The sequence below is a fragment of the Pseudomonas sp. KH_050 genome, from assembly GCF_057838875.1.
Genome location: NZ_CM174478.1, coordinates 1,544,893 through 1,565,989, shown reverse-complemented (window position 1 = coordinate 1,565,989; position 21,097 = coordinate 1,544,893). Strand labels below are relative to the sequence as shown.

The 21,097-nt window shown below is 58.0% G+C and carries 22 protein-coding genes; 9 read left to right on the top strand and 13 right to left on the bottom strand.

Going from position 1 to position 21,097, the window contains the following annotated elements; all coding sequences use genetic code 11:
* Positions 1–112: 112 nt before the first annotated feature.
* Positions 113–346 carry a hypothetical protein gene (locus AC3IUA_RS07175; RefSeq protein ID WP_489359764.1) on the top strand — a complete coding sequence of 78 codons (234 nt, stop codon included), beginning with the start codon at positions 113–115 and terminating at the stop codon, positions 344–346.
* Positions 347–368: 22 nt separating this feature from the next.
* Entirely contained in the window at positions 369–548 is a 180-nt protein-coding gene (locus AC3IUA_RS07170) for a PA3371 family protein (RefSeq protein ID WP_489359763.1), read from the top strand.
* Here the strand turns inward: AC3IUA_RS07170 and phnN are convergent.
* Positions 523–1,107, bottom strand: a complete 585-nt coding sequence (gene phnN / locus AC3IUA_RS07165; RefSeq protein WP_489362261.1) for a phosphonate metabolism protein/1,5-bisphosphokinase (PRPP-forming) PhnN — start codon at positions 1,105–1,107, stop codon at positions 523–525. The two genes, AC3IUA_RS07170 and phnN, sit on opposite strands and share 26 nt — an antisense overlap.
* Before the next feature lie 382 nt (positions 1,108–1,489).
* Here phnN and AC3IUA_RS07160 point away from each other — a divergent pair, with 382 nt between their 5' ends.
* Positions 1,490–1,816, top strand: coding sequence for an Arc family DNA-binding protein (locus tag AC3IUA_RS07160; RefSeq protein ID WP_150805207.1), 327 nt, complete (start codon positions 1,490–1,492; stop codon positions 1,814–1,816).
* Positions 1,817–1,971: 155 nt separating this feature from the next.
* Here AC3IUA_RS07160 and mgtE read toward each other — a convergent pair whose 3' ends face one another.
* Positions 1,972–3,414 carry a magnesium transporter gene (mgtE, locus tag AC3IUA_RS07155; protein ID WP_489359762.1) on the bottom strand — a complete coding sequence of 481 codons (1,443 nt, stop codon included), beginning with the start codon at positions 3,412–3,414 and terminating at the stop codon, positions 1,972–1,974.
* A gap of 319 nt (positions 3,415–3,733) precedes the next feature.
* Here mgtE and AC3IUA_RS07150 point away from each other — a divergent pair, with 319 nt between their 5' ends.
* A complete protein-coding gene (locus AC3IUA_RS07150; RefSeq protein WP_489359761.1) occupies positions 3,734–4,225 on the top strand; it encodes a cell envelope protein SmpA in 492 nt (163 codons plus the stop codon).
* Positions 4,226–4,271: 46 nt separating this feature from the next.
* Here the strand turns inward: AC3IUA_RS07150 and fadD1 are convergent, their stop codons facing one another.
* Positions 4,272–5,963 (bottom strand): long-chain-fatty-acid--CoA ligase FadD1, encoded by a 1,692-nt coding sequence (gene fadD1 / locus AC3IUA_RS07145; protein ID WP_489359760.1) that lies wholly within the window; start codon positions 5,961–5,963, stop codon positions 4,272–4,274.
* A gap of 392 nt (positions 5,964–6,355) precedes the next feature.
* Positions 6,356–8,044, bottom strand: coding sequence for a long-chain-fatty-acid--CoA ligase FadD2 (fadD2, locus tag AC3IUA_RS07140; protein ID WP_489359759.1), 1,689 nt, complete (start codon positions 8,042–8,044; stop codon positions 6,356–6,358).
* A 213-nt stretch (positions 8,045–8,257) separates the two neighbouring features.
* On the opposite strand from fadD2, the gene AC3IUA_RS07135 reads away from it, so the two are divergent.
* Together AC3IUA_RS07135 and AC3IUA_RS07130 are read left to right on the top strand one after the other, a co-directional pair.
* On the top strand, positions 8,258–9,202 hold the full coding sequence (locus AC3IUA_RS07135) for an alpha/beta hydrolase (protein WP_489359758.1): 945 nt from the start codon (positions 8,258–8,260) through the stop codon (positions 9,200–9,202).
* 51 nt (positions 9,203–9,253) lie between these two features.
* The gene (locus AC3IUA_RS07130; protein ID WP_489359757.1) at positions 9,254–9,724 is read left to right on the top strand and encodes a MaoC family dehydratase; all 471 of its coding nucleotides are present in this window, start codon (positions 9,254–9,256) and stop codon (positions 9,722–9,724) included.
* A 147-nt stretch (positions 9,725–9,871) separates the two neighbouring features.
* On the opposite strand, the gene AC3IUA_RS07125 is transcribed toward AC3IUA_RS07130, so the two are convergent.
* From AC3IUA_RS07125 to AC3IUA_RS07110, 4 genes are all read right to left on the bottom strand, one after another.
* The gene (locus AC3IUA_RS07125; protein ID WP_489359756.1) at positions 9,872–10,732 is read right to left on the bottom strand and encodes an efflux RND transporter periplasmic adaptor subunit; all 861 of its coding nucleotides are present in this window, start codon (positions 10,730–10,732) and stop codon (positions 9,872–9,874) included.
* Between the two features lie 10 nt (positions 10,733–10,742).
* The gene (locus AC3IUA_RS07120) at positions 10,743–10,949 is read right to left on the bottom strand and encodes a DUF1656 domain-containing protein (RefSeq protein ID WP_489359755.1); all 207 of its coding nucleotides are present in this window, start codon (positions 10,947–10,949) and stop codon (positions 10,743–10,745) included.
* Positions 10,936–12,924, bottom strand: a complete 1,989-nt coding sequence (locus AC3IUA_RS07115) for an FUSC family protein (protein ID WP_489359754.1) — start codon at positions 12,922–12,924, stop codon at positions 10,936–10,938. The genes AC3IUA_RS07120 and AC3IUA_RS07115 overlap by 14 nt, the downstream gene beginning before the upstream one ends.
* 158 nt (positions 12,925–13,082) lie before the next feature.
* The gene (locus AC3IUA_RS07110) at positions 13,083–13,550 is read right to left on the bottom strand and encodes a ferritin-like domain-containing protein (protein ID WP_489359753.1); all 468 of its coding nucleotides are present in this window, start codon (positions 13,548–13,550) and stop codon (positions 13,083–13,085) included.
* A gap of 200 nt (positions 13,551–13,750) precedes the next feature.
* On the opposite strand from AC3IUA_RS07110, the gene AC3IUA_RS07105 reads away from it, so the two are divergent.
* Both AC3IUA_RS07105 and AC3IUA_RS07100 read left to right on the top strand, forming a co-directional pair.
* Positions 13,751–13,987 carry a DUF3820 family protein gene (locus AC3IUA_RS07105; protein WP_150643894.1) on the top strand — a complete coding sequence of 79 codons (237 nt, stop codon included), beginning with the start codon at positions 13,751–13,753 and terminating at the stop codon, positions 13,985–13,987.
* A 12-nt stretch (positions 13,988–13,999) separates the two neighbouring features.
* Positions 14,000–15,181, top strand: coding sequence for an aminotransferase class V-fold PLP-dependent enzyme (locus AC3IUA_RS07100; protein ID WP_489359752.1), 1,182 nt, complete (start codon positions 14,000–14,002; stop codon positions 15,179–15,181).
* A gap of 57 nt (positions 15,182–15,238) precedes the next feature.
* On the opposite strand, the gene AC3IUA_RS07095 is transcribed toward AC3IUA_RS07100, so the two are convergent.
* The 4 genes from AC3IUA_RS07095 to zwf all read right to left on the bottom strand — a co-directional run bounded on the left by AC3IUA_RS07095 (position 15,239) and on the right by zwf (position 19,044).
* On the bottom strand, positions 15,239–15,979 hold the full coding sequence (locus AC3IUA_RS07095) for an intradiol ring-cleavage dioxygenase (protein ID WP_489359751.1): 741 nt from the start codon (positions 15,977–15,979) through the stop codon (positions 15,239–15,241).
* A 212-nt stretch (positions 15,980–16,191) separates the two neighbouring features.
* A complete protein-coding gene (locus tag AC3IUA_RS07090) occupies positions 16,192–16,857 on the bottom strand; it encodes a bifunctional 4-hydroxy-2-oxoglutarate aldolase/2-dehydro-3-deoxy-phosphogluconate aldolase (RefSeq protein ID WP_489359750.1) in 666 nt (221 codons plus the stop codon).
* Positions 16,858–16,874: 17 nt separating this feature from the next.
* Complete coding sequence (gene pgl, locus AC3IUA_RS07085; RefSeq protein WP_489359749.1) at positions 16,875–17,588, bottom strand: 6-phosphogluconolactonase; 714 nt, start codon at positions 17,586–17,588, stop codon at positions 16,875–16,877.
* Entirely contained in the window at positions 17,575–19,044 is a 1,470-nt protein-coding gene (gene zwf, locus AC3IUA_RS07080; protein WP_489359748.1) for a glucose-6-phosphate dehydrogenase, read from the bottom strand. Before zwf ends, pgl begins: the two co-directional genes overlap by 14 nt.
* Before the next feature lie 206 nt (positions 19,045–19,250).
* On the opposite strand from zwf, the gene AC3IUA_RS07075 reads away from it, so the two are divergent.
* On the top strand, positions 19,251–20,111 hold the full coding sequence (locus tag AC3IUA_RS07075) for a MurR/RpiR family transcriptional regulator (RefSeq protein WP_191624367.1): 861 nt from the start codon (positions 19,251–19,253) through the stop codon (positions 20,109–20,111).
* Between the two features lie 101 nt (positions 20,112–20,212).
* Here AC3IUA_RS07075 and AC3IUA_RS07070 read toward each other — a convergent pair whose 3' ends face one another.
* Positions 20,213–21,067, bottom strand: a complete 855-nt coding sequence (locus AC3IUA_RS07070; RefSeq protein WP_489359747.1) for a D-hexose-6-phosphate mutarotase — start codon at positions 21,065–21,067, stop codon at positions 20,213–20,215.
* Positions 21,068–21,097: the final 30 nt, after the last annotated feature.

The following is a 21,097-nucleotide window of genomic DNA, read 5'->3' as shown; positions in this document are numbered from 1 at the left end:
CACCTTTCATAAAAACAACCTAAACCATTGTTTTAAAAGGATTTAACAGACATTAATCTCTTGGCATGAGGGCTGCTTGATTACGCTTACTAGAAACAACGGAGACATCGCTATGAACAGCGCCCTATTGCTCCTCAATGCGCTCGCATTGGCTGTTGTAGTGGTTTTTCACTTTCAAGCGGATGGCAGTGCTAGTCAACCGGCATCAACCACCGCCCATTACACACATCATCAAGCACCAAAGCCGGCAATGGCGAGCGACCACGCGCTTGGTTCAGCCTGGATTGCGCGGGATAACCAGGTCGAGCAGACCAACCGTCCACCTTCGCAAAGCTGGGTATTTTGAATCATCTCATCAGGAGCAGAGCATGTCGAAACCAGCCGCATTATTCTTGATTCTGGCATTACTCAGCGCTGTCTTGAATATCTTCCTCACCGGAAAAGACGCCAGCTCTCTGCCGATGATTGCTTTCGGAGTCTTCGCTGGTTGTTTCATTATGGCGCTGATTGCCGGACGCAGAATCAAGTTCGATCCGGTTCTACGCTGATACCCTCCTGCTCCAGCAGCCCGAGGAAATGGTCGACGGTGGCGGACAACTCGTTCGAATTATCCAGGCGCTGGACTGCGGTTGCATCACCTGAAGATCCATTAGCGAGAAACAGCTCGTTGCGCCGCAGCCTCGCTTCAATTTCATCGGTGCTTTCACGCCCGCGCCGAGTCAGGCGCTGGCGCAACACATCACTCCGTACCGTCAACAAAACAGGTAGTAAACCCGGGTAACGCTTGCGCGCTTCGGGCAGATGTTCTCGAGAGCCGTTGACCAAGACATGGCGTCCGCTGTGCAGCCACTGATCGATCTGCACCGGTATTCCGTAGTCCAGACCATTGGCGTGCCAGTGCAAGGCAAAACCACCTTGTTCGCAAAGTCGCTCGAATTCCGCTTGAGAGACCCCGAGCGCATCTTCCCCCACTGACTCAGCCGAGCGGGTGATAACCCGCCGTACCACCTCACAGCCAAGCCTGTGCAAAGGCTCGCGGGATGCGCCTATCAGACTGTCCTTGCCTGCTCCTGACGGCCCCATCAGATAGATGAGCCTGCCGGGTATCCGGGTAACGTCTCTTGTCGCTTGACTACCTAGTAAATCGGCCATTTGCCACTATCCTATACAAGAAGGATAAACGATCGTATCCGCATAAATTGCGCGCAGCGGAGGCTTGAAACACCTCCTGACGGGCAAGAGGAAGCGGTTAGAGGTGCGGATGGGGCCCACTTTTCAAACCAGTCCGCATTTCTGATAATTGGTGCTGGCATAACGCCTTTACCCAGCTCAATATTTGTCACAGAATTGACGCCAACGATCTGGCATTTGGAGGCATGATGCGGGCCTCTTAACAATTCAGGTTGAACATTTGGCAAGAAAGCTTGTCCTAACAGACATCTTGCGGCCAATTCCGAAAACCGCTCCCCTGAACTAACCGGTTAAATATATGCGCCCATTGAAACAGGCAATTTATTCCAGCCGTACGGCTGACAAGTTCGTCGTGCGTCTGCCCGATGGAATGCGTGAACGCATCGCCGAGGTGGCTCGCAATCATCATCGCAGCATGAACTCTGAAATCATCGCGCGCATGGAGCAAAGTCTTATTCAGGAAGGCGCGCTGGGCGAAGAATTGAGCATGCGCCTGGACAGCCCCGAGCTATCGCTGCATGAACGCGAACTGCTTCAACGTTTCCGCCAGCTTTCCCACCGTCAGCAAAACGCGCTGGTGTCACTGATCGCTCATGACACCGAAATGGCAACTGACGCCTCCTGATTTCTCCCGCAAGCTCAGCCAGCCTCGCGCTGGCTTTTTTTTGCCCGAAATCTGACGCAACCGACCACACCAGAGAACATAAACGAAGACTGATCAAACGTGGATAGCAGGGAATGCGCGCAGCCCGCCAACCGGCAAGGCTGCGCAAAGAAGACTCAGAGCAGGAAAATCGTCGCCAGCCCCAGAAAGATAAAGAACCCGCCACTGTCAGTCACGGCAGTGATCATCACGCTCGCCCCCATTGCCGGGTCGCGACCGATCCGCGCCAGGGTCATGGGGATCAGGACACCCATCAATGCCGCCAGCAACAGATTGAGCGTCATCGCCGCGGTCATCACCACACCCAGCGACCAGCTGCCGTAGAGAAGATAAGCAACCACGCCGATCACCCCGCCCCAGACCAGGCCATTGATCAAACCGACCGCCAATTCTTTGCGCATCAGCCGCGAAGTATTGCCGGTGCTGACCTGATCCAGCGCCATGGCGCGCACGATCATGGTGATCGTCTGGTTACCCGAGTTGCCGCCGATACCGGCAACAATCGGCATCAACGCAGCCAAGGCCACCAGTTTCTCGATGGAACCTTCGAACAGCCCGATTACCCGGGAAGCAACAAAGGCGGTAATCAGGTTGATCGCCAGCCAGGCCCAGCGGTTGCGCAGGGACTTCCAGACTGAAGCAAAAATATCTTCCTCTTCACGCAGACCCGCCATGTTGAGGACTTCGTTTTCACTCTCTTCACGAATCAGGTCGACCATTTCATCAATGGTCAGACGGCCAATCAGCTTGCCGTTCTTGTCGACCACCGGTGCCGAAATCAAGTCATAACGTTCGAACGCCTGGGCGGCGTCGTACACATCTTCGTCCGGGTGGAAGCTCACCGTATCGCTGGCCATCACTTCCGATACTTGCTTGTCCGGGTCATTGACCAGCAGGCGCTTGATCGGCAGCACACCCTTGAGCACGCCGTCGTAATCGACCACAAACAATTTGTCGGTATGGCTCGGCAACTCCTTGAGCCGACGCAAGTAACGCAACACTACTTCGAGACTGACATCCTCACGGATAGTCACCATCTCGAAGTCCATCAATGCGCCGACTTGATCCTCGTCATAGGACAACGCCGAACGAACGCGCTCACGCTGCTGGCTATCGAGGGTTTCCATCAGTTCGTGGACGACATCTCGCGGCAGCTCAGGCGCCAGGTCAGCGAGTTCGTCGGCATCCATTTCCTTGGCGGCCGCCAGGATTTCGTGATCATCCATGTCGGCGATCAGCGTTTCCCGAACGGAGTCGGAGACTTCAAGAAGGATGTCGCCGTCGCGCTCGGCCTTGACCAGTTGCCAGACCGTCAGACGCTCTTCGAGCGGCAAGGCTTCAAGGATGTAGGCAACGTCGGCGGAGTGCAGGTCGTCGAGTTTGCGCTGCAACTCGACCAGGTTCTGCCGGTGGACCAGGTTCTCGACCCGGTCTTGATGATGACCTTCCTGGCGATGAGTCAGGTCTTCGACCACTCGCTGACGATGCAGCAGTTCAACGACTTGAGATAGGCGGTCTTGCAGGCTTTCTTGCGTTTTCTTTACTTCAACTTCAGACATAGGCGAACTCCACTCCCAGCAGCGGGGCACGCCGGAAGATCAATCAGTCAATTCATGATTGTAAAAACGAGGTACTGAGTAACTACTGGGTAAGTCCATGGAGGTATTCCACAAGCCCCGGCGGGGCTGACGGGCGCAATGATACACCGCTTGCCATCTTTTAACGCTAAAAAATCTTGGCAAGAACAAGCGCTTGCGACGTAAACCTGAGTGTTGCCCGAATTTCTGAATGTGCGACGACTCATCCAGAAAAGAAAACACACAGGAGTCGTAAAAAGTACCGTCTACACTTGTTCGGGACCGTCATGGAGGACGCTGCATGCCATCGAGAAAGACCTCACTCTGGTGTTTCGCCCTGCCCTGGCTGGCGTTGCAAGCAAACGCCACGGCAGTGCAGCGCTGTGAAAATGCCCTCGGCCACGTCACCTTCACCACCCTGGGGTGTGCACCCCACGAGACGTTGCTGATTCAAAATGTAATCAATCCGGCACCGGGCGGCAGCAAACCAACTGCCCTGAAGAGGCGCCCCGAGGAAACATTCAGTACGAAATCCTTGAATGAGCCGTTGGTCATCATCGGACAATCCGATGACGGTTGTGCAAACCTGCTCACGGCCAAAGAGCGCCGCCAGGCGATCATCAACCAGCGAATAGTCCCGGGCATGAGTCAGCGGGAGGTCGAAAGCGCGCTGGGCAAACCCGACAAAATCAGCATTCGAAATGCGACCACGAGCTATCGCTACGACGCCAGGAAAGGTCGTAGCGCTCAGATCGTGTTCGATGATAAAGGCTGCGTAAAAGGCAAACGCTAGACAGCAAAAAGCCCGCACTCGGCGGGCTTTGTGTGTTGCAGTCGACTTACTTCATCGAGACGGGCTTCTTCAGCTCTTCATCGCGCAGTTCACGGCGCAGGATCTTGCCGACGTTGGTGGTCGGCAGCGCGTTGCGGAACTCGACGGCTCTCGGCACTTTGTAGCCAGTGACGTTGGCACGCATGTGCTCCATCACCTGCTCCTTGGTCAAGGTCACGCCTGGCTTGGCGACGATGAAAATCTTGATCGCTTCGCCCGACTTCTCGTCCGGCACGCCGATCGCTGCGCACTGCAACACGCCTGGCAGAGTCGCCAGCACGTCTTCCAGCTCGTTCGGATAGACGTTGAAACCAGAGACCAGAATCATGTCTTTCTTGCGATCGACGATGCGCATGTAGCCATCTGGCTGAATGATCGCGATATCACCGGTCTTCAACCAGCCTTTGCTGTCGAGGATTTCGTCGGTGGCGTCCTGACGCTGCCAGTAGCCCTTCATGACTTGCGGCCCCTTGACGCACAGCTCGCCCACTTCGCCCAACGCCAGCTCGGTACCGGCGTCATCGATGACTTTGCAGACAGTCGAAGGCACCGGAATGCCGATGGTGCCGATCTGGATGTGCTGGATCGGATTGACCGTCGCCACCGGGCTGGTTTCAGTCATGCCGTAACCTTCGCAAATCGAGCAACCGGTTACTGCTTTCCAGCGTTCGGCAGCGGCGAGCTGCAGGGCCATGCCGCCCGACAGGGTGACTTTCAGGGCCGAGAAGTCCAGCTTGCGGAATGCCTCGTTGTTGCACAGCGCGACAAACAGCGTGTTCAAGCCGACAAATCCACTGAACTTCCAGTTGGACAGTTCCTTGACCATCGCTGTCAGGTCGCGTGGATTGCTGATCAGGATGTTGTGGTTACCGATCAGCATCATTGCCATGCAATGAAAGGTGAAGGCATATATATGGTACAGCGGCAACGGGGTGATCAGGATCTCGCAACCTTCATTGAGGTTGGAGCCCATCAGCGCCTTGCATTGCAGCATGTTCGCCACCAGGTTGCGGTGGGTAAGCATCGCGCCCTTGGCTACGCCGGTGGTGCCACCGGTGTATTGCAGCACCGCGACGTCGCTACTGGCAGGGTTGGCCTCTTTGACCGGACGGCCACGGCCTTTGCTCAACACGTCATTGAACTTGATGGCCTTGGGCAAGTGATAGGCCGGGACCATCTTTTTCACATACTTGATGACGCTATTGACCAGCAGGCGCTTGAGTGGCGGCAGCAGGTCGCCCACTTCGGTAACGATCACATGCTTGACCGAGGTCTTGGGAACCACGGCTTGCGCCAGGTGCGCCATGTTGGCCAGGCACACCAGGGCCTTGGCGCCGGAGTCGTTGAATTGGTGTTCCATTTCCCGCGCGGTGTACAGCGGGTTGGTGTTGACCACGATCAAACCGGCGCGAATGGCACCAAACACGGCGATCGGGTATTGCAACAGGTTCGGCAACTGCACGGCGATTCGATCACCGGGTTGCAAGTCGGTATGCTGTTGCAGATAAGCGGCAAAAGCGCCTGACAATTCGTACAGTTCACCGTAGGTGAGCGTCTTGCCGAGGTTGCTAAAGGCCGGTTTGTTGGCAAAGCGTTGGCACGATTGCCTCAACACCGCCTGAATGTTCGGATACTCGTCTGGATTGATATCAGCAGCAATTCCAGCCGGGTATTTATCCTTCCAAAAGTTTTCGTTCATGGAAGCCCACTCCTCAGCAACGCGAGTTCATCACCGCATTTGATGCGATTATTATTGGTGTGTGTTTTATTGGTGAATCTGGCTTTTACTTAAGGCCGAGAAGTCACAAGCGGGCCGAGAGTAGCAGCTTTGCCAAGGGTCGACTAGAGCCAAAGAAGGCCCGCACAGTCACATTTATGACTCAAGACAACTCAATAGTCATTTTTAGAGCAAAGATTCTATAATGCTTTCAAAGCCTCTGAAATGGGTCTTTTAAAAGTAAAAGATCGCAGCCTGCGGCAACTCCTACACATTTCGGTGAGCACAAATCCCGTAGGAGCTGCCGCAGATTCGGGCTGCGTTCAGACGATCTTTTAAAGGCGCCGCGAAAATCCGGTTTCAACAACGCCTCATCAGGCGATATCGCGCAACTCCCGCCGCAGGATCTTGCCCACTGGCGTCATCGGCAGCGATTCACGCAGCACGATATGTTTCGGTACTTTGTAACCGGTGAAGTTTTCCTTGCAGTAAGCCTTCAGCTCTTCAAGGCTGACACCCGACTCGCGCGCGACCACAAACAATTTCACCGCCTCTCCCGAACGATCGTCCGGCACACCGATCACTGCGCAGTTGGCAACTTTCGGGTGGGCCATGACCACATCTTCGATTTCGTTCGGGTACACGTTGAAACCCGAGACGATGATCATGTCTTTCTTGCGATCGACGATACGCACAAAGCCGTCTGGATCGATCACCGCGATGTCGCCTGACTTGAACCAGCCTTCAGCATCCAGGACCTGCGCCGTGGCTTCGGCTTGTTGCCAGTAGCCCTTCATGATCTGCGGCCCCTTGATGCAGAGTTCGCCGCGCTCCCCCATCGGCTGCTCGATGCCCTCGTCATCAATAACCTTCAAGGTCGTCCCCGGAACGGGCAGCCCAACCGTGCCCAGCCGCGATTTGTCGCCGTAAGGGTTGGTGCAGGCCACCGGCGAAGTTTCGGTCAGCCCGTAACCTTCGGTAATGCGGCAACCGGTCATGGCCAGCCAGCGTTCGGCAGTGGCCTTGACCAGCGCCGTACCACCGGAGTTGGTGAGTTTCAGGCTGGAGAAGTCCAGGGTCTTGAAGTCCGGGTGATCCATCAGCGCGACAAACAGGGTGTTGAGTCCCAGCAACGCCGAGAAACGCCAGTTTTTCAGCTCCTTGATAAAGCCGGCGATGTCCCGCGGATTGGTGATCAGCACGTTGTGGTTACCCGTAACCATCATGCACATGCAATTCGCGGTGAAGGCATAGATATGGTAAAGCGGCAGCGGCGCGATCATCACCTCGCGGCCTTCCTTGAGCAGTGGCTGGCCATCGGCCCCAAGCTGGGACAGGCAAGCCCGCGCTTGCTGCATGTTCGCCACCAGGTTGCCGTGGGTCAGCATCGCGCCTTTGGCCAGGCCAGTGGTGCCGCCGGTGTATTGCAGCACCGCGATATCGTTGAGACTGACCTTCAGCGGCCTGATGCCCCGCCCCCGCCCCAGACGCAGTGCACTCTTGAAGGAAATGGCCCGGGGCAATTTGTAGGCCGGCACCATCTTCTTCACTTTGTCGACCATGGTGTTGACCAGCCAGCCCTTGGCGGCAGGCATCAGGTCGCCCATTTTCGCTTCGATCAGGTACTGGATATCGGTATCGCCCAGCACTTCCTGGACTTTCTGGCCGAACATATTCAGGTAAACCAGAGCCCGGGCACCGGAATCCTTGAACTGATGGCGCATCTCCCGCGGGGTGTACAGCGGATTGGTGTTGACCACGATCAACCCGGCGCGCAAGGCACCAAACACGGCAATCGGGTAATGCAGGACGTTGGGCATCTGCACCGCGATACGATCGCCAGCCACCAGATCGGTGTGCGTTTGCAGGTAGCCGGCGAACGCCGCGCTGTGGCGCTCCAGCTCAGCGTACGTCAGGGTCACCCCCATATTGCTGAACGCCGGGCGGTCAGCGAATTTCTTGCAGGAACGCTCGAAAACCTCGATCACCGACTTGTAGGCCCCCAGATCGATGTCCAGGGGGACGCCGGCCGGGCGTTTGTCATTCCAGAAATCAGGTTGCATTGTTTTTGTTCCTCTTTACCTGAGCGTGTCCAAGCCGCATCTCTGTCACTTTGAAAGGCGGGGCTCTTCGGACGTTAGCAGCTATGGCGATTCAGGCAAATATGCCGAACAGCGTCATAGATGGTGTGAATCTTCCCCCCGCGGCGTGGCCTGATCAGACGGCAAGCAAAGGATGCGCTATACAATGCAGCGACCCCGTGCAAAGGAATCGCCATGATCCACGATACTTTCTGGCTGACCGCGAGTGACCGCAGCCGCCTTTTCGTCAATCAGTGGCTGCCCGAAGGCCCACCCAAAGCACTGATCCTGCTGGCTCACGGCATGGCAGAACACAGCGGCCGTTATGCCCGTCTGGCCGAAGTGCTCTGCGCCAACGGCTATGGTGTGTACGCCCCGGACCTGCGCGGCCACGGCAAAACCGCCGAGCAGGGCGTGCTGGGGCATTACGCGGACAAGGATGGCTGGAGTAAAGTAGTCGGCGACCTGGCCTGTCTCAATCAGCACATCGGCCAGCAACATCACGGAACACCCATTGTGATGCTCGGCCACAGCATGGGCAGCTACATCGCCCAGGCCTACCTGCTGCACCACAGTGCCAGCCTGCATGGGGCGGTTCTCAGTGGCTCGAACTTTCAGCCCATTGCGCTTTACCGCGCGGCTCGCCTGATCGCTCGTTTCGAACGCTTGCGCCAGGGTGCCACCGGCCGCAGTGCGCTGATCGAATGGTTGTCATTCGGATCGTTCAACAAAGCCTTTAAACCCAATCGAACACCTTATGACTGGCTCAGCCGCGATCCCGACGAAGTCGACAAGTACGCCAAAGACCCGCTCTGCGGCTTCCGCTGCACCAACCAGCTATGGATCGACCTGCTCGGTGGCTTGCAGCAAATCAGCAAAGCGTCCAATCTCGCTCAGATCGATCCGGGCCTGCCGCTGTTGGTGATGGGCGGCGAATGTGATCCGGTAAGCAATGGCACACGTCTCAAGGACCTGGCCGACGCGTTTCGCGCGGCCGGGAGTCAGTGCCTGCAACTGAATATTTACCCGCAGGCGCGCCATGAACTGTTCAATGAAAGCAATCGCGATGAAGTGATCGCCGATCTGCTGGCCTGGCTGGCGCAGGCACTGAACAATCGCCGGCCAGCCAAAACCGAATAACGTTCAACAATCGAAGCAAGTTAATTTAATTCGTCACAGGACTCGAGACAGATGACCCAGGTTACCAACACCCCTTACCAAGCCCTCGAAGTCGGCCAGACCGCCAGCTATAGCAAAACCGTCGAAGAGCGCGATATTCAGCTGTTCGCCGAGATGTCCGGCGACCACAACCCGGTGCACCTGGACGCCGAATTCGCCGCAGCGACCATGTTCAAGGAGCGCATTGCTCACGGCATGTTCAGTGGCGCCCTGATCAGCGCTGCCGTTGCCTGCAATCTGCCTGGACCGGGCACCATCTATCTCGGTCAGCAAATGAGCTTCCAGAAGGCGGTGAAGATCGGCGATACCCTGACCGTACGCCTGGAAATCCTCGAGAAGCTGCCGAAATTCCGCGTGCGCATCGCCACTCGGGTATTCAACCAGCGTGACGAATTGGTAGTCGATGGCGAAGCCGAGATCCTCGCCCCGCGCAAGCAGCAGACTGTGACATTGGCGAAGTTGCCGGCGATCAGTATTGGCTGAGGTCCTTGCGACCCAACATCTCCCTAAAAGATCGCAGCCTATCGGCAGCTCCAGGATTTGCGTCCACGTGCAATTGCGCGGGGGTACTCGGCCGGCGTAGGAGCTGCCGCAGGCTGCGATCTTTTTGCGGACCATTGACCCTCTCGACTACTTCTTCTCCTGCACCTGCACACTCGCGGTCATTCCCGCGCTCAGGTTGATCCCCTCAGGCAGTTTGTCGAGTTTGATCCGCACCGGAATCCGCTGCGCCAGACGTACCCAGTTAAAGGTCGGCTCCACCTCTGCCAGCAGTTGCGCATCCGGCGTGGCGTTGCGGTCGGTGATACCGCGGCTGACGCTTTCGACATGCCCTTGCAACGCTTCGCCGGCACTCATCAGCCAGACCTTGACCGGATCACCGACTTGAATCCGCGGCAGTTTTGTTTCTTCGAAATAGGCTTGCACGTAGAAGGTCGAATCATCGATCAAAGCCATCACCGGCTGCCCGGCATTCACGTAGTTGCCTTCAGCCAGTCGCAGGTTGGTGATGTGGCCGCTGCGAGGGGCATGCACCTCGCTGCGGGCCAGATTGAGTTCGGCGACCTTGGCTTCAGCCTGAGCCTGGCGCAGTTCTCCCCGGGCAATTGCGGCATTGATCTGGGCGTTCTCGCGCAGTTCGGCGCTGATTGCCTGTGGCCCGAGACTGGCGCGACGACTCGCTTCATGCTCGCGCAAACTGAGTTGCTGTTGACGGGTCTGCACCACCGCCCGGGCCTTCTCCAGGGCGGCTTCGAAACGGTCGCGATCGATGCTCAACAACAAATCCCCAGCTTTTACCTGCTGGTTATCGTAGACCTTGAGCTGGCGCACCCAACCGGAAACATCCGGCGCGACTATCACTACGTCGGCACGAATCTTCGCATCCCGGGTCCAGGGCGTGAGCATGTAGTACTGCCACAGATGGAAGCCGGCGAATAGCGCCACAGCCACCAGGCACAGGGTTATAGCGACACGTACCGATGTACGCATGGGCAACTCCTTATAAGGGTCCGAGGACGACGGTGACCAGGGTCAATACACAGACATACAAGGCACAATCGAACAGTGCTTCGTGCCAGATCCAGCGTCCCAACGGCGTGAAGCGCAACAACATGCGCAACGCCCCGGTCAGCAGCAAGGCCAGCACGACATAAATCAGAAATGGACTGAGCAGAACCCCGCCCAGCGACCACTCACGCAGCCCCATGGTTTTCCTCCTGCTGGCGACACCAGTTGCGCCAACTGGTGTGCAATTGCAGCACGGCGCCCTCGGCCAGTTTCAGCGCATCGCTGGGCGGCAAGGCTTGCAGGGTTTTCAGTAACGCCGCACCGGGTTGCGCGAGGGCATCGGCGCGGCTGGCGTCCGGACCTTGCTCCAGCAGGCTTTCAAGCTGCTGAAGGTAGTTGCGTTGCTGCCGGCTGACCGGCACTTGCGCGACAGCCAGGCTCAAGCGCAAATGCAACAGCTCATCGCCGATGTCCAACCCGAGCAAACCGTCATCCCAGTGGCTGCGGGCTCGCTGCGGCAATTCCGGATAATGCCGCGCCAGCTGCAGCAACCGATCGGCCATGCGCCCACCGAACCAGCTTTCCGCGCCCCGCAGATTGCGTCGGGTCAGCCGCACCAGATCATCGAGGGTCGCGGCCAGCAATCGGCGACCGTGCCACGCCGGGTCACGCAGGATCAGTAGATGGAAAGCCAGCACCGCGGCACCGACTCCGAGCACTATCGCCTGGGCGCTGTTCAGGAAGGTCGCGACGTCAAATTTCATCGCGTTCAATGGCGATACCAGCACCACGAAATGCAGGCAAAAGGAGGTAGCCGTTGCGCCGATCTGCGGCTTGGCCATGCCCAGCGCGCCAAAGAACAGCGGTACGCCCATGGCCATGCAGAGCATTGGAAAGCCGCTCCATTGCGGCAGCAGGATTTCTCCGACGACAAAGGCCACGGGAATCGCCAGCAGGATCCCGCGCAAAAAACTCATACCGATCTGCGCGCCATTTTCGCGGCTGGCAAACAGGCTGCAGACTACACAGGTCAACAGCATCGCTGCCGATGCTGCGGGCCAGGCGGTCGCCAGCCAGAAACAGGCGACGGTCAAGAAAGCCAAGGCACTGCGAGCACCGAACACCAGCGCCAGCGCGAGGTCGCGATGAGGAGCCAGGCTGTTGGGTTGCTCGCTCGGTTTGCTGCCCTCCTCCACTGAACGCAACGCCAGTCCCGCCCCCAACGCGGTATCCAGCAGCAAGGCCAGACGCGCCAGACAATAACTTTGGGCCGGACTGATCTGCGGGTCATGGGCGGCGCCCTGCACCTGCGGGCGCAAGGCCTGCAAAGCGTGGGTATCCGAGGCATCCAGCGCCTGCTGCACTTCGCTCAACCAGGGCGCCAGTTGTGCGGCTTCGCGCTCGTCCAGCTGCCGCCATTGGCGACGCACCGAACGGGCAATCCGCAATAGCATCAACAGCTTCTGACTCAAGCCACTGATGGCCCGGGCGCGCTGGCGACCCAGGCCGCCCTCGAACCAGGCATGCTCGCGCTGAGCATCCACCGCGACTATCCGCCCGAGAATTTCGAGCAATCCTTTACGCGCCTGAGCATCCCCGACCAGGGTTGCACGGGCGGCTTGCAATCCACTCTGCCACGCCGTACGCGCCTGCTCGGCCAGTTGCCGCTCGACTCGCATCGGCCACAACAACGCACTACTGGCGGTGGCGCAGACGATTCCGAGACTGATTTCCGTGCAACGCGCCACGGCCTGATCGAACACCGTCAGCGGATGAGTCAGTGCCGGCAAGGCAATGATCGCCACGGTGTACCCAGCCAGCACAAAAGAATAGGACCAGGCGCTGCGCAGTAAGGTCGAACTGGCCGTGCACAGCCCCAGCCACAACGCCAGAGCCAGCAAAAACAACCAGGGTGTCTGGGCAAACAAGCCCATGAACACGACTGACATGAAGGTGCCCACCAGGGTTCCCACCAGCCGGGCCAGGCCCTTCTGCACCACCATGCCGGACAGCGGTTGCGCGACAATAATCGCTGTCATCAAGGCCCAGGCCGGTTGCTCCAGTCCCCAGCGCAACGCCAGCCACAGCGCCAGGCCAGCGCCGAGCACAGTTTTGATCGCGAACTGCAGCGCGGGGAGGTCAGGTGCAAGCAGAGCTCGCAAGGTCATACGCACGGAAGGAACCCTTGAAACGACAACGTAACGATAGCCGGGATAGGCGTGGGGGATGGGATGAGACAATTATTAGCAAGCTAACTAATGTTAGTCCAGCGCTAAATCCGACTCATGAAAAAACGCCAGACTGGCTGGCGCTTTTGACCGGCAATCAGTGCTTACGAACGGGCGCGCGCCTGATTGCGCAGGGCTTTCACCTGGTCGTGGTTGCGTTGAACGCCATGGTATTGGCGTTCCACCAGGTCACGAATGCCCACCAGGTTATGTTTGTTAATGGTTTCCAGTGCGCTTTTGTAAGCCTTCAACGCGTGGTCTTCACCGCGTTCGGCTTCGTTAAGCACGGCCTCTTCGTCCTTACCGGTGACCAGCGACTTGAGGTCGACCCAGCGACGGTGCAGATCACCGCTGACACTGGTAGACATTTGCGGGTCACCCCCCATCGAGCGCACGGCGGTCTGCAATTCAGCAGCAGCGGTGGCGCAGTCAGTGGAACGTTTGATGAACAGCGCTTTGAGTTCTGGATTCTTGATGTCTTCAGCGCACGTCTTGAAACCTTCCTGCCCGTCTTTGCAGGTTTCGATCAAATCGTTCAGGACCGAAATAGCTTCTTTATTCATGTCAGTCATTTTTCAACTCCTTCCAGGTTGAGAGGTGTTATAGCTATTGCACCTCGCATGCCAGCCCTGGACTGGAGTATTTATTGTTATTTTTCAGATAGTTATTTTATACAGATAAATTTGTATCCGAGTTATTTGCATGATCTGTCAATTGGCCTGCATGCAGAATGCCTGTATTTTCCAGAACGTTGAATCAAGACGGTTGTGCCATGAATCCCGAAAAGCTTGAACTGCTGGTCACTCGCGAAATGCCCTTTGGAAAATACAAGGGCCGCATCATTGCCGACCTGCCCGGACAATACCTCAACTGGTTCGCTCGCCAAGGTTTTCCTCACGGCGAATTGGGCGGACTGCTGGCCTTGATGCAGGAAATCGATCATAACGGCTTGTCTGACCTGCTCGACCCTTTGCGCGCCAAGCACGGCAAACCCAAACCGCGTCACTGAGCGAGTCGAACCATGCCTGAGAACACCTACCGCGCTTACGATGAAGCTTTCTGGCGGACATTCGCCGATCGCTACGATGTCGACCCAGGTCCCATCAACCTGGAAAACGGGTACTTCGGGCGCATGAGCCGCACCGTGGTTGATGAGTATCAGCGCAATATCGCCTTCATCAACCGCAGCAACTCGGTGCATGTGCGCCAGCAGTTCGAACAGGTCGAAAGCCCGCAAATTCGTCGGCAGCTGGCCGGGTTGCTGGGGGTCGATCCTGAAGCGGTCGCCCTCACCCGCTGCGCCTCGGACGCCCTGCAATCGCTGATTCGCAACTACAACCGCTTGCAACCGGGCGATCAAGTGCTGCTCAGCGATCTGGAGTACGACACGGTCAAAGGCGCGATGCGCTGGCTGGCGCGCCATCGCGCAGTAGAAGTGATCGAGATCGAGCATAGCCACCCCGCCAGCTTCGACAGCTTGCTGGCGAGCTACCGCGAAGCTTTCGTGCGCTACCCGCGCTTGAAGCTGATGGCACTGACCCACGTGACCCATCGCACCGGGCTGGTCATGCCGGTCCAGGCAATTGCCGCGGCGGCGCGCGAACATGGGGTCGATGTGATCCTCGACGGCGCCCACGCCCTCGGCCAGATCGAGTTCGACCTCGATGAACTGGGTATTTCCTTTGCCGGTTTCAATCTGCAGAAATGGATTGGCGCGCCGCTGACCCTGGGCTTTCTCTATATCGCCCCGCAGCGTCTGGCCGACATTGATCCGGACATGGGAGAAAGCCACTTCCCGATCACCGACATCCGCTCGCGCACCGCCCACAGCACGCCCAACATTCCGGCGCTGCTGACCTTGCCGCTGGTGATTGAAGAACATCGGGTCATGGGCGGTTCGGCCGCCAAAGGCGCGCGGCTGAATTATTTGCGCAACCTGTGGGTGAACGAAGTTCGCAAGCTGCCGGACATTGAAGTGATGACTCCAGACGACCCGCGACTGTATTGCGGCATCACCTCGATGCGCTTCACCCGGCACGCCGATCAGCAGGTAATGGCCGAGCGTCTGCTCAACGACTACAACCTGTTTACCGTGGTGCGCAGTGGCTCGGCGTGCGGCCCGTGCATTCGCATTACCCCGGGATTTACCACCAGCGCGGCGGATATGCGGTTGTTGGCCAAGGCCTTGAATGAACTGAGATGACAACCCGGCTTTATTACATGAGAGGCGCCGGGTATTTCCGGCGCTTCACTGAATGATTCAAACAGTGTCCTTATCGAAATCTTCGGGTTTTATATGCTCTGAAAAAGCATCTGGATCAATACCGATCACCACACTGCCCAATAAACGTTCCTCTGCGGTCCCTCGGTGAATCCAGCCGACATCCAGCAGGGTTCCGAGCCCCTGCATTTCACTGTAAATGTCGTCTTGAGCGTTGGTTAATCGAGCGATTTTTCGGCCAACGTACGCTTGTGTCTCATTGACTCGATACGAAATAAGTTCGGGGAAATATAGCTGACCGACATAAGCAACATGCCGATCTTCATTATCTCCAGGTTTTCTCACCGCAACGTGAACATGGGTTGCTCTGCCAGCGTAAAAACCTGGAAATATAGTGCAGAAGCTGCTGTCTCCGTTTTTATCGGTAAAGCCACAGCCTCTCAGATAACTGTCTTCATCGGTTCGCGGTATAGAGCCAATCTCTCCAGATGGAGCCTCCTGGTCCGGATCTACCCCGCTCCAGCCCGAGTAACGCCCTTTGGCATCACAATGCCAGACATCAACCAGAACGCCTTCGACAGGCTGGCAAGTTGTCGAATTGACGATGCGCAGATTCAACTGCAAAGGGATACCCGCGACGCCTTCGGTAATATCCACTCGGTGAAGCTTGTCATTTCGAAAATACGGGCCGGCGATCTGTTCGGGCGAAAACACACACATCCTGGCCCTTGTACGCAAAACAGTCTCTGGATCGAGTACGGTTTTTGATTTCTCTTCCATGAAAAACACCCACATTTCATTAATTGTTGTTAGACCTGTTCAAGACAGGCTACCTGCTCAGAATAGATAACCTGGTAAAAGCACAGCTGTGGGTTTTGTTTGTATTTATTTCTTCAGAAAAGATAGAACTCATAAAATCGGCAAAAAAAAACGGCGCACTGACCAAGTGCGCCGTAAAGCCGTAGAACAACAACGATTTCAATAAATTCAGATCAGTCCAGCAGGGCCAACGCCTCGGCGGTACATTCCTGAATCCGCGCCCAGTCGCCGTTTTTGATCCACTCGGGATCCAGCATCCAGCTTCCGCCGACGCACATCACATTCTTCAAGGCCATATAGCTCTTGATATTGGCCGGGCTGACACCGCCAGTCGGGCAGAAGCGCACTTCGCCGAACGGACCGCCAAGGGCCTTGATCGCAGCGACGCCGCCGCTGACTTCCGCCGGGAACAGCTTGAAGCGACGATAACCCAGTGCGTAGCCTTCCATGATGCCGGAGGCGTTGCTGATCCCGGGCAACAGTGGAATCGGGCTGTCGACGCTGGCTTCAAGCAAATCGCGGGTGATGCCAGGGGTGACGATGAATTGCGAGCCAGCCGCTTCAGCAGCGGCAAGCATCGTGCGATCAAGCACGGTACCGGCACCGGTGACCAACTCCGGACGCTGCTCGCGCAGCAGCTGAATCGCCTTGAGGCCGAACTGCGAACGCAGGGTCACTTCCAGGGCAGTCAAACCACCGGCGGCCAGCGCATCGGCCAGAGGCAGAATGTCTTGCTCGCGGGCGATGGTGATCACCGGCAGAATCCGCGCCTTGGCGCAGAGGCTGTCGATCAGGGCAACTTTGTCCGCCATGGAAACGGTCGGGAGTGGGTTTTTCATAGCGGCTGATCCTTGGTTCATGGGCACCAGTAAATCTCTAACGTAGGTTGCAAAAACGCGCGAATCGGCATTTCGGCGACAGAATCGCCGGCCAGTGCGGCACTCAGGGTGGTCAGTTTCGACTGACCGGAAATCGATAGAACCTTGAACTTCGATGACGCCAGCAGCGCACGGCTCATGCTCAGGCGCTGATGGGGCACGGTTGGCGCCAGCATCGGCCAGCAGCGGCGTGAGCCATCGGCCTTGAGCGCTTCTTCAAGGTTCGGGCTGTTGGGAAACAGAGAGGCGGTATGCCCATCGTCGCCCATGCCCAAGACCAATGCGTCGATCGAAGGCAACTCAGCCAGCAGCCGATCGGCGTGCTCGGTCGCTTGTTCAAGATTGGCGGCGGCGCTGTAAAGGCTCAGGAACCGTGCCTTGGCCGCCGGGCCCTGGAACAGGTAGCGCTTGAGCAGGCCGGCATTGCTGTCGGGATGCTCCACCGGGACCCAGCGCTCGTCAGCCAGGCTGACCACCACATTCGACCAATCCAGGGTCTGCTTGGCCAGGTGCTGGAAAAACGCCACCGGGCTGCGCCCACCGGACACCACCAGCACCGCTGTGCCGCGCTCGCTGATAGCGTCGCTTAAGTGCTTGGCCACCTTCAGTGCCAGCCCTTCGGCCAGCAGCACCGGGCTGCGGAACTCATGGGCGCTGACGCCCTGAGGCAGTTTCAATTCAGATATCGCCATACCACGACCTCCCATCTCGCGTAATCAGTGCAATCGAGCTCATCGGCCCCCAGGAACCCGCCGCGTACGGCTTGGGCGCATCACCGGATTTCTTCCACCCGGCGATCAACTGGTCACACCATTTCCACGCGGCTTCGATTTCATCTTTACGGACAAACAGGTTCTGATTGCCCCGCATTACTTCCAGCAACAACCGCTCGTAGGCATCGGGAATCCGTGCACTGCGCCAGGTGTCGGAAAAATTCAGCTGCAACGGACCGCTGCGCAGCTGCATGCCTTTGTCCAGGCCTTGTTCCTTGGTCATCACCCGCAGGGAAATACCTTCGTCCGGTTGCAGGCGGATGATCAGTTTGTTGCTGATCTGCAGGCGCTGCTCAGGGGCGAAGATGTAGTGCGACGGTTCCTTGAAGTGGATGACGATTTGCGACAGCTTCTGCGGCATGCGCTTGCCGGTGCGCAGGTAAAACGGCACCCCGGCCCAGCGCCAGTTGCGAATGTCGGCACGCAGCGCGACGAAGGTTTCGGTGTCGCTCTGGGTGTTGGAGTTTTCTTCCTCCAGATAACCCGGTACCGATTTGCCTTCGCTGTAACCGGCGATGTATTGACCACGCACCACTTGGGTAGTCAGGCCTTCCGGGCTGATCGGCGCCAGCGCCTTGAGAACCTTGACTTTTTCGTCACGGATGCTATCGGCGGACAGGTCGGCCGGAGGGTCCATGGCGATCAGGCAAAGCAGTTGCAGCAGGTGATTCTGGATCATGTCCCGCAGCTGGCCGGCCTTGTCGAAGTAGCCCCAACGGCCTTCGATCCCGACCTTCTCGGCCACGGTGATTTCCACGTGGGAGATATAATTCTGGTTCCACTGGGTTTCGAACAGGCTATTGGCAAAGCGCAGGGCGATCAGGTTTTGTACCGTTTCCTTGCCCAGGTAGTGGTCGATCCGGTACGTGCGGTTTTCCGGGAAGAACTGCGCCACCGCATCATTGACCTTGCGCGACGACTCGAGGTCGGAACCGATGGGTTTTTCCAGCACCACGCGGGTGTTCTCGGTCAGGCCAACCTTCGACAGGTTCTCGCAAATCGCACCGTAAACCGCCGCCGGTGTGGCGAAGTAGGCAATCACCCGCTGCACGGTGCCGGTCTGCTCGGCCAGGGCGACATAATCGTCAGCCTTGAGGAAGTCGACATGCAGGTAACTCAGGCGCGCCAGGAAGCGTTCGGCCAGGGCTTCGTCGAACTCCTTGGCGTCTACGTAACGGCGCAGTTCGGCCGCGATAAAGGCCAGATGCTGCTGCTCGCTGCCAGGCTCGCGGGCCAGCGCGAGAATCCGTGTGTCCTCGTGCAGCAGGCCAGCGCCATCGAGCTGATACAAGGCAGGAAACAACTTGCGAAGCGCCAGATCGCCAAGGGCGCCGAACAGGGCAAAGGTGCAAGGTTCAACCGTAATCGAAGGCATGATGTTTGTTCTTTTATCAAGTTAAGCTACAAATACCTTTTTTTAAGGCATCACTCAAGGGAAAATGTAGTAATAACCACAACATTTACTCAAAATATAGATTCCGAGTGGTGGTAGGTCGAGGCCATCAGTAGGATAGGCCACCGCCAAGGGCCGCTTCAAAGGCCCAATTTGCATAGCCGACCAAGGAAATCCGAATGGACCGCGTGCGAAATCTTCTGGAAACGATCCAGAAACGCCTCGAAGAACTGAACAAGGCTGAGCGCAAGGTTGCCGAAGTCATCCTGCTCAATCCGCAGCAGGCGACCCGCTTCAGCATCGCCGCCCTCGCCCAGGCCGCTTCGGTCAGCGAGCCGACGGTCAACCGTTTCTGCCGCTCGTTCGGCGTCAGCGGCTACCCGGAACTCAAGCTGCAGCTGGCCCAGAGCCTGGCCAGCGGTGCGGCGTATGTCAGCCGTGCGGTGGAGGCCGACGACAATCCTGAAGCCTATACCCAAAAGATCTTTGGCAGCGCCATCGCGTCCCTGGACAGCGCCTGCCAGGCGCTGGACCCGAACCTGATCAGCCGCGCCGTCGACCTGTTGATCCAGGCCCGGCAGATCCACTTTTTCGGCCTCGGGGCTTCGGCCCCGGTGGCGCTGGATGCGCAGCACAAGTTCTTCCGCTTCAACCTGGCCGTCACCGCCCATGCCGACGTGCTGATGCAGCGGATGATTGCCTCTGTGGCGCATACCGGCGAGTTGTTCGTGATCATTTCCTACACCGGCCGCACCCGCGAACTGGTGGAAGTGGCGCGCATCGCCCGGGAGAACGGCGCTTCGGTACTCGGCCTGACCGCCGCCGGCTCACCGCTGGCCAAGGCCAGCACCCTGAGCCTGAACATTCCGCTGCCGGAAGACACCGACATCTACATGCCGATGACCTCGCGGATCATCCAGCTCACGGTGCTCGACGTACTCGCCACTGGCATGACCCTGCGCCGTGGCGTGGACTTCCAGCCGCACCTGCGCAAGATCAAGGAAAGCCTCAACGCCAGCCGGTATCCGATTGGGGATGAGTTTAGTTAAGGCCGCTTCGCGGAAAAGATCGCAGCCTGCGGCAGCTCCTACAGGTGTTCGCCGATCCTTTGTAGGAGCTGCCGCAGGCTGCGATCTTTTGATCTTGCTTTTTACACCCCAACCCGCGCCTGCAAACTCAAATGCGCCCTCTCCCCCGGCGCCAGGCTGAGGCTGTCGGTCCCGCCTCGGGCCGCTTCGACGCAGACGAATCCACAGACCTCGCTCCAGCTCACTCCCAGCAACGGCCGTGGCCCGGGATGCCAGACCACGGTATCGGCGCTGTCCCCGGTATCGATGCACAACTCGCGCTGCCAAGCGTGATCGATCAGCTGCAATTCACCCACCTGCTGGAACACTCGCTGGCATCCGCCTTCGACCCGCAACTCGCCCTTCTGCTGGCAAGCCTGCCGGCTCAATTGGTCATAACCTTGCGCGCCATCGAGCCCAGACAGCGCTACCTCGCCAACGTCACCAATACGCCAGTAGGCGTGCAACGCATGACTCAACTGGCACGGCAGGCTGTCCTGATGCTCGGTGCTCAGGCGCAAGTCCAGGCTTTCGCCCAGGTGCCCATGCAAATCCACTTGCCAGTCGCACAGCTGCAATTGCCAGTGCAGGTGCACGCCGTCTTCGTCACTGCTGCTGTCGAGTAGTTTCCAGTCGATCAAGCGTGCCCAGCCATGGGAGGGCCAGGCGTTTTCGCTTGGATGACGGCCATACCAGGGCCAACACACCGGCACGCCACCACGGATCGCCCCGACCTGCGGCCACTTCGCCGCACACCAGAGCCAGGGTTTTTGCCCCCGAGGCTGGAAGTGCAACAGTTGCGCGCCCTGACGGCTGAACACCGCCTGACACAGCGGATGATCGATCACCAGCACATCACGTGCCTGATAACGCTCCCAGGCAAAAGTCGGACGCTCGCGCCGGGAGGTGAAAAAGCGTTGTAGCGGGTGCTCATGCATGTGCCGCGGTCCTGAAAATCATTTGCCCTA

Excerpts from the sequence above, each read along its gene's own strand:
- AC3IUA_RS07175 (WP_489359764.1), top strand. The coding sequence starts at position 113 with ATGAACAGCGCCCTATTGCTCCTCAATGCGCTCGCATTGGCTGTTGTA.
- AC3IUA_RS07170 (WP_489359763.1), top strand. The coding sequence starts at position 369 with ATGTCGAAACCAGCCGCATTATTCTTGATTCTGGCATTACTCAGCGCT.
- AC3IUA_RS07160 (WP_150805207.1), top strand. The coding sequence starts at position 1,490 with ATGCGCCCATTGAAACAGGCAATTTATTCCAGCCGTACGGCTGACAAG.
- mgtE (WP_489359762.1), bottom strand. The coding sequence starts at position 3,414 with ATGTCTGAAGTTGAAGTAAAGAAAACGCAAGAAAGCCTGCAAGACCGC.
- AC3IUA_RS07150 (WP_489359761.1), top strand. The coding sequence starts at position 3,734 with ATGCCATCGAGAAAGACCTCACTCTGGTGTTTCGCCCTGCCCTGGCTG.
- fadD1 (WP_489359760.1), bottom strand. The coding sequence starts at position 5,963 with ATGAACGAAAACTTTTGGAAGGATAAATACCCGGCTGGAATTGCTGCT.
- fadD2 (WP_489359759.1), bottom strand. The coding sequence starts at position 8,044 with ATGCAACCTGATTTCTGGAATGACAAACGCCCGGCCGGCGTCCCCCTG.
- AC3IUA_RS07135 (WP_489359758.1), top strand. The coding sequence starts at position 8,258 with ATGATCCACGATACTTTCTGGCTGACCGCGAGTGACCGCAGCCGCCTT.
- AC3IUA_RS07130 (WP_489359757.1), top strand. The coding sequence starts at position 9,254 with ATGACCCAGGTTACCAACACCCCTTACCAAGCCCTCGAAGTCGGCCAG.
- AC3IUA_RS07125 (WP_489359756.1), bottom strand. The coding sequence starts at position 10,732 with ATGCGTACATCGGTACGTGTCGCTATAACCCTGTGCCTGGTGGCTGTG.
- AC3IUA_RS07120 (WP_489359755.1), bottom strand. The coding sequence starts at position 10,949 with ATGGGGCTGCGTGAGTGGTCGCTGGGCGGGGTTCTGCTCAGTCCATTT.
- AC3IUA_RS07110 (WP_489359753.1), bottom strand. The coding sequence starts at position 13,550 with ATGACTGACATGAATAAAGAAGCTATTTCGGTCCTGAACGATTTGATC.
- AC3IUA_RS07105 (WP_150643894.1), top strand. The coding sequence starts at position 13,751 with ATGAATCCCGAAAAGCTTGAACTGCTGGTCACTCGCGAAATGCCCTTT.
- AC3IUA_RS07100 (WP_489359752.1), top strand. The coding sequence starts at position 14,000 with ATGCCTGAGAACACCTACCGCGCTTACGATGAAGCTTTCTGGCGGACA.
- AC3IUA_RS07095 (WP_489359751.1), bottom strand. The coding sequence starts at position 15,979 with ATGGAAGAGAAATCAAAAACCGTACTCGATCCAGAGACTGTTTTGCGT.
- AC3IUA_RS07090 (WP_489359750.1), bottom strand. The coding sequence starts at position 16,857 with ATGAAAAACCCACTCCCGACCGTTTCCATGGCGGACAAAGTTGCCCTG.
- pgl (WP_489359749.1), bottom strand. The coding sequence starts at position 17,588 with ATGGCGATATCTGAATTGAAACTGCCTCAGGGCGTCAGCGCCCATGAG.
- zwf (WP_489359748.1), bottom strand. The coding sequence starts at position 19,044 with ATGCCTTCGATTACGGTTGAACCTTGCACCTTTGCCCTGTTCGGCGCC.
- AC3IUA_RS07070 (WP_489359747.1), bottom strand. The coding sequence starts at position 21,067 with ATGCATGAGCACCCGCTACAACGCTTTTTCACCTCCCGGCGCGAGCGT.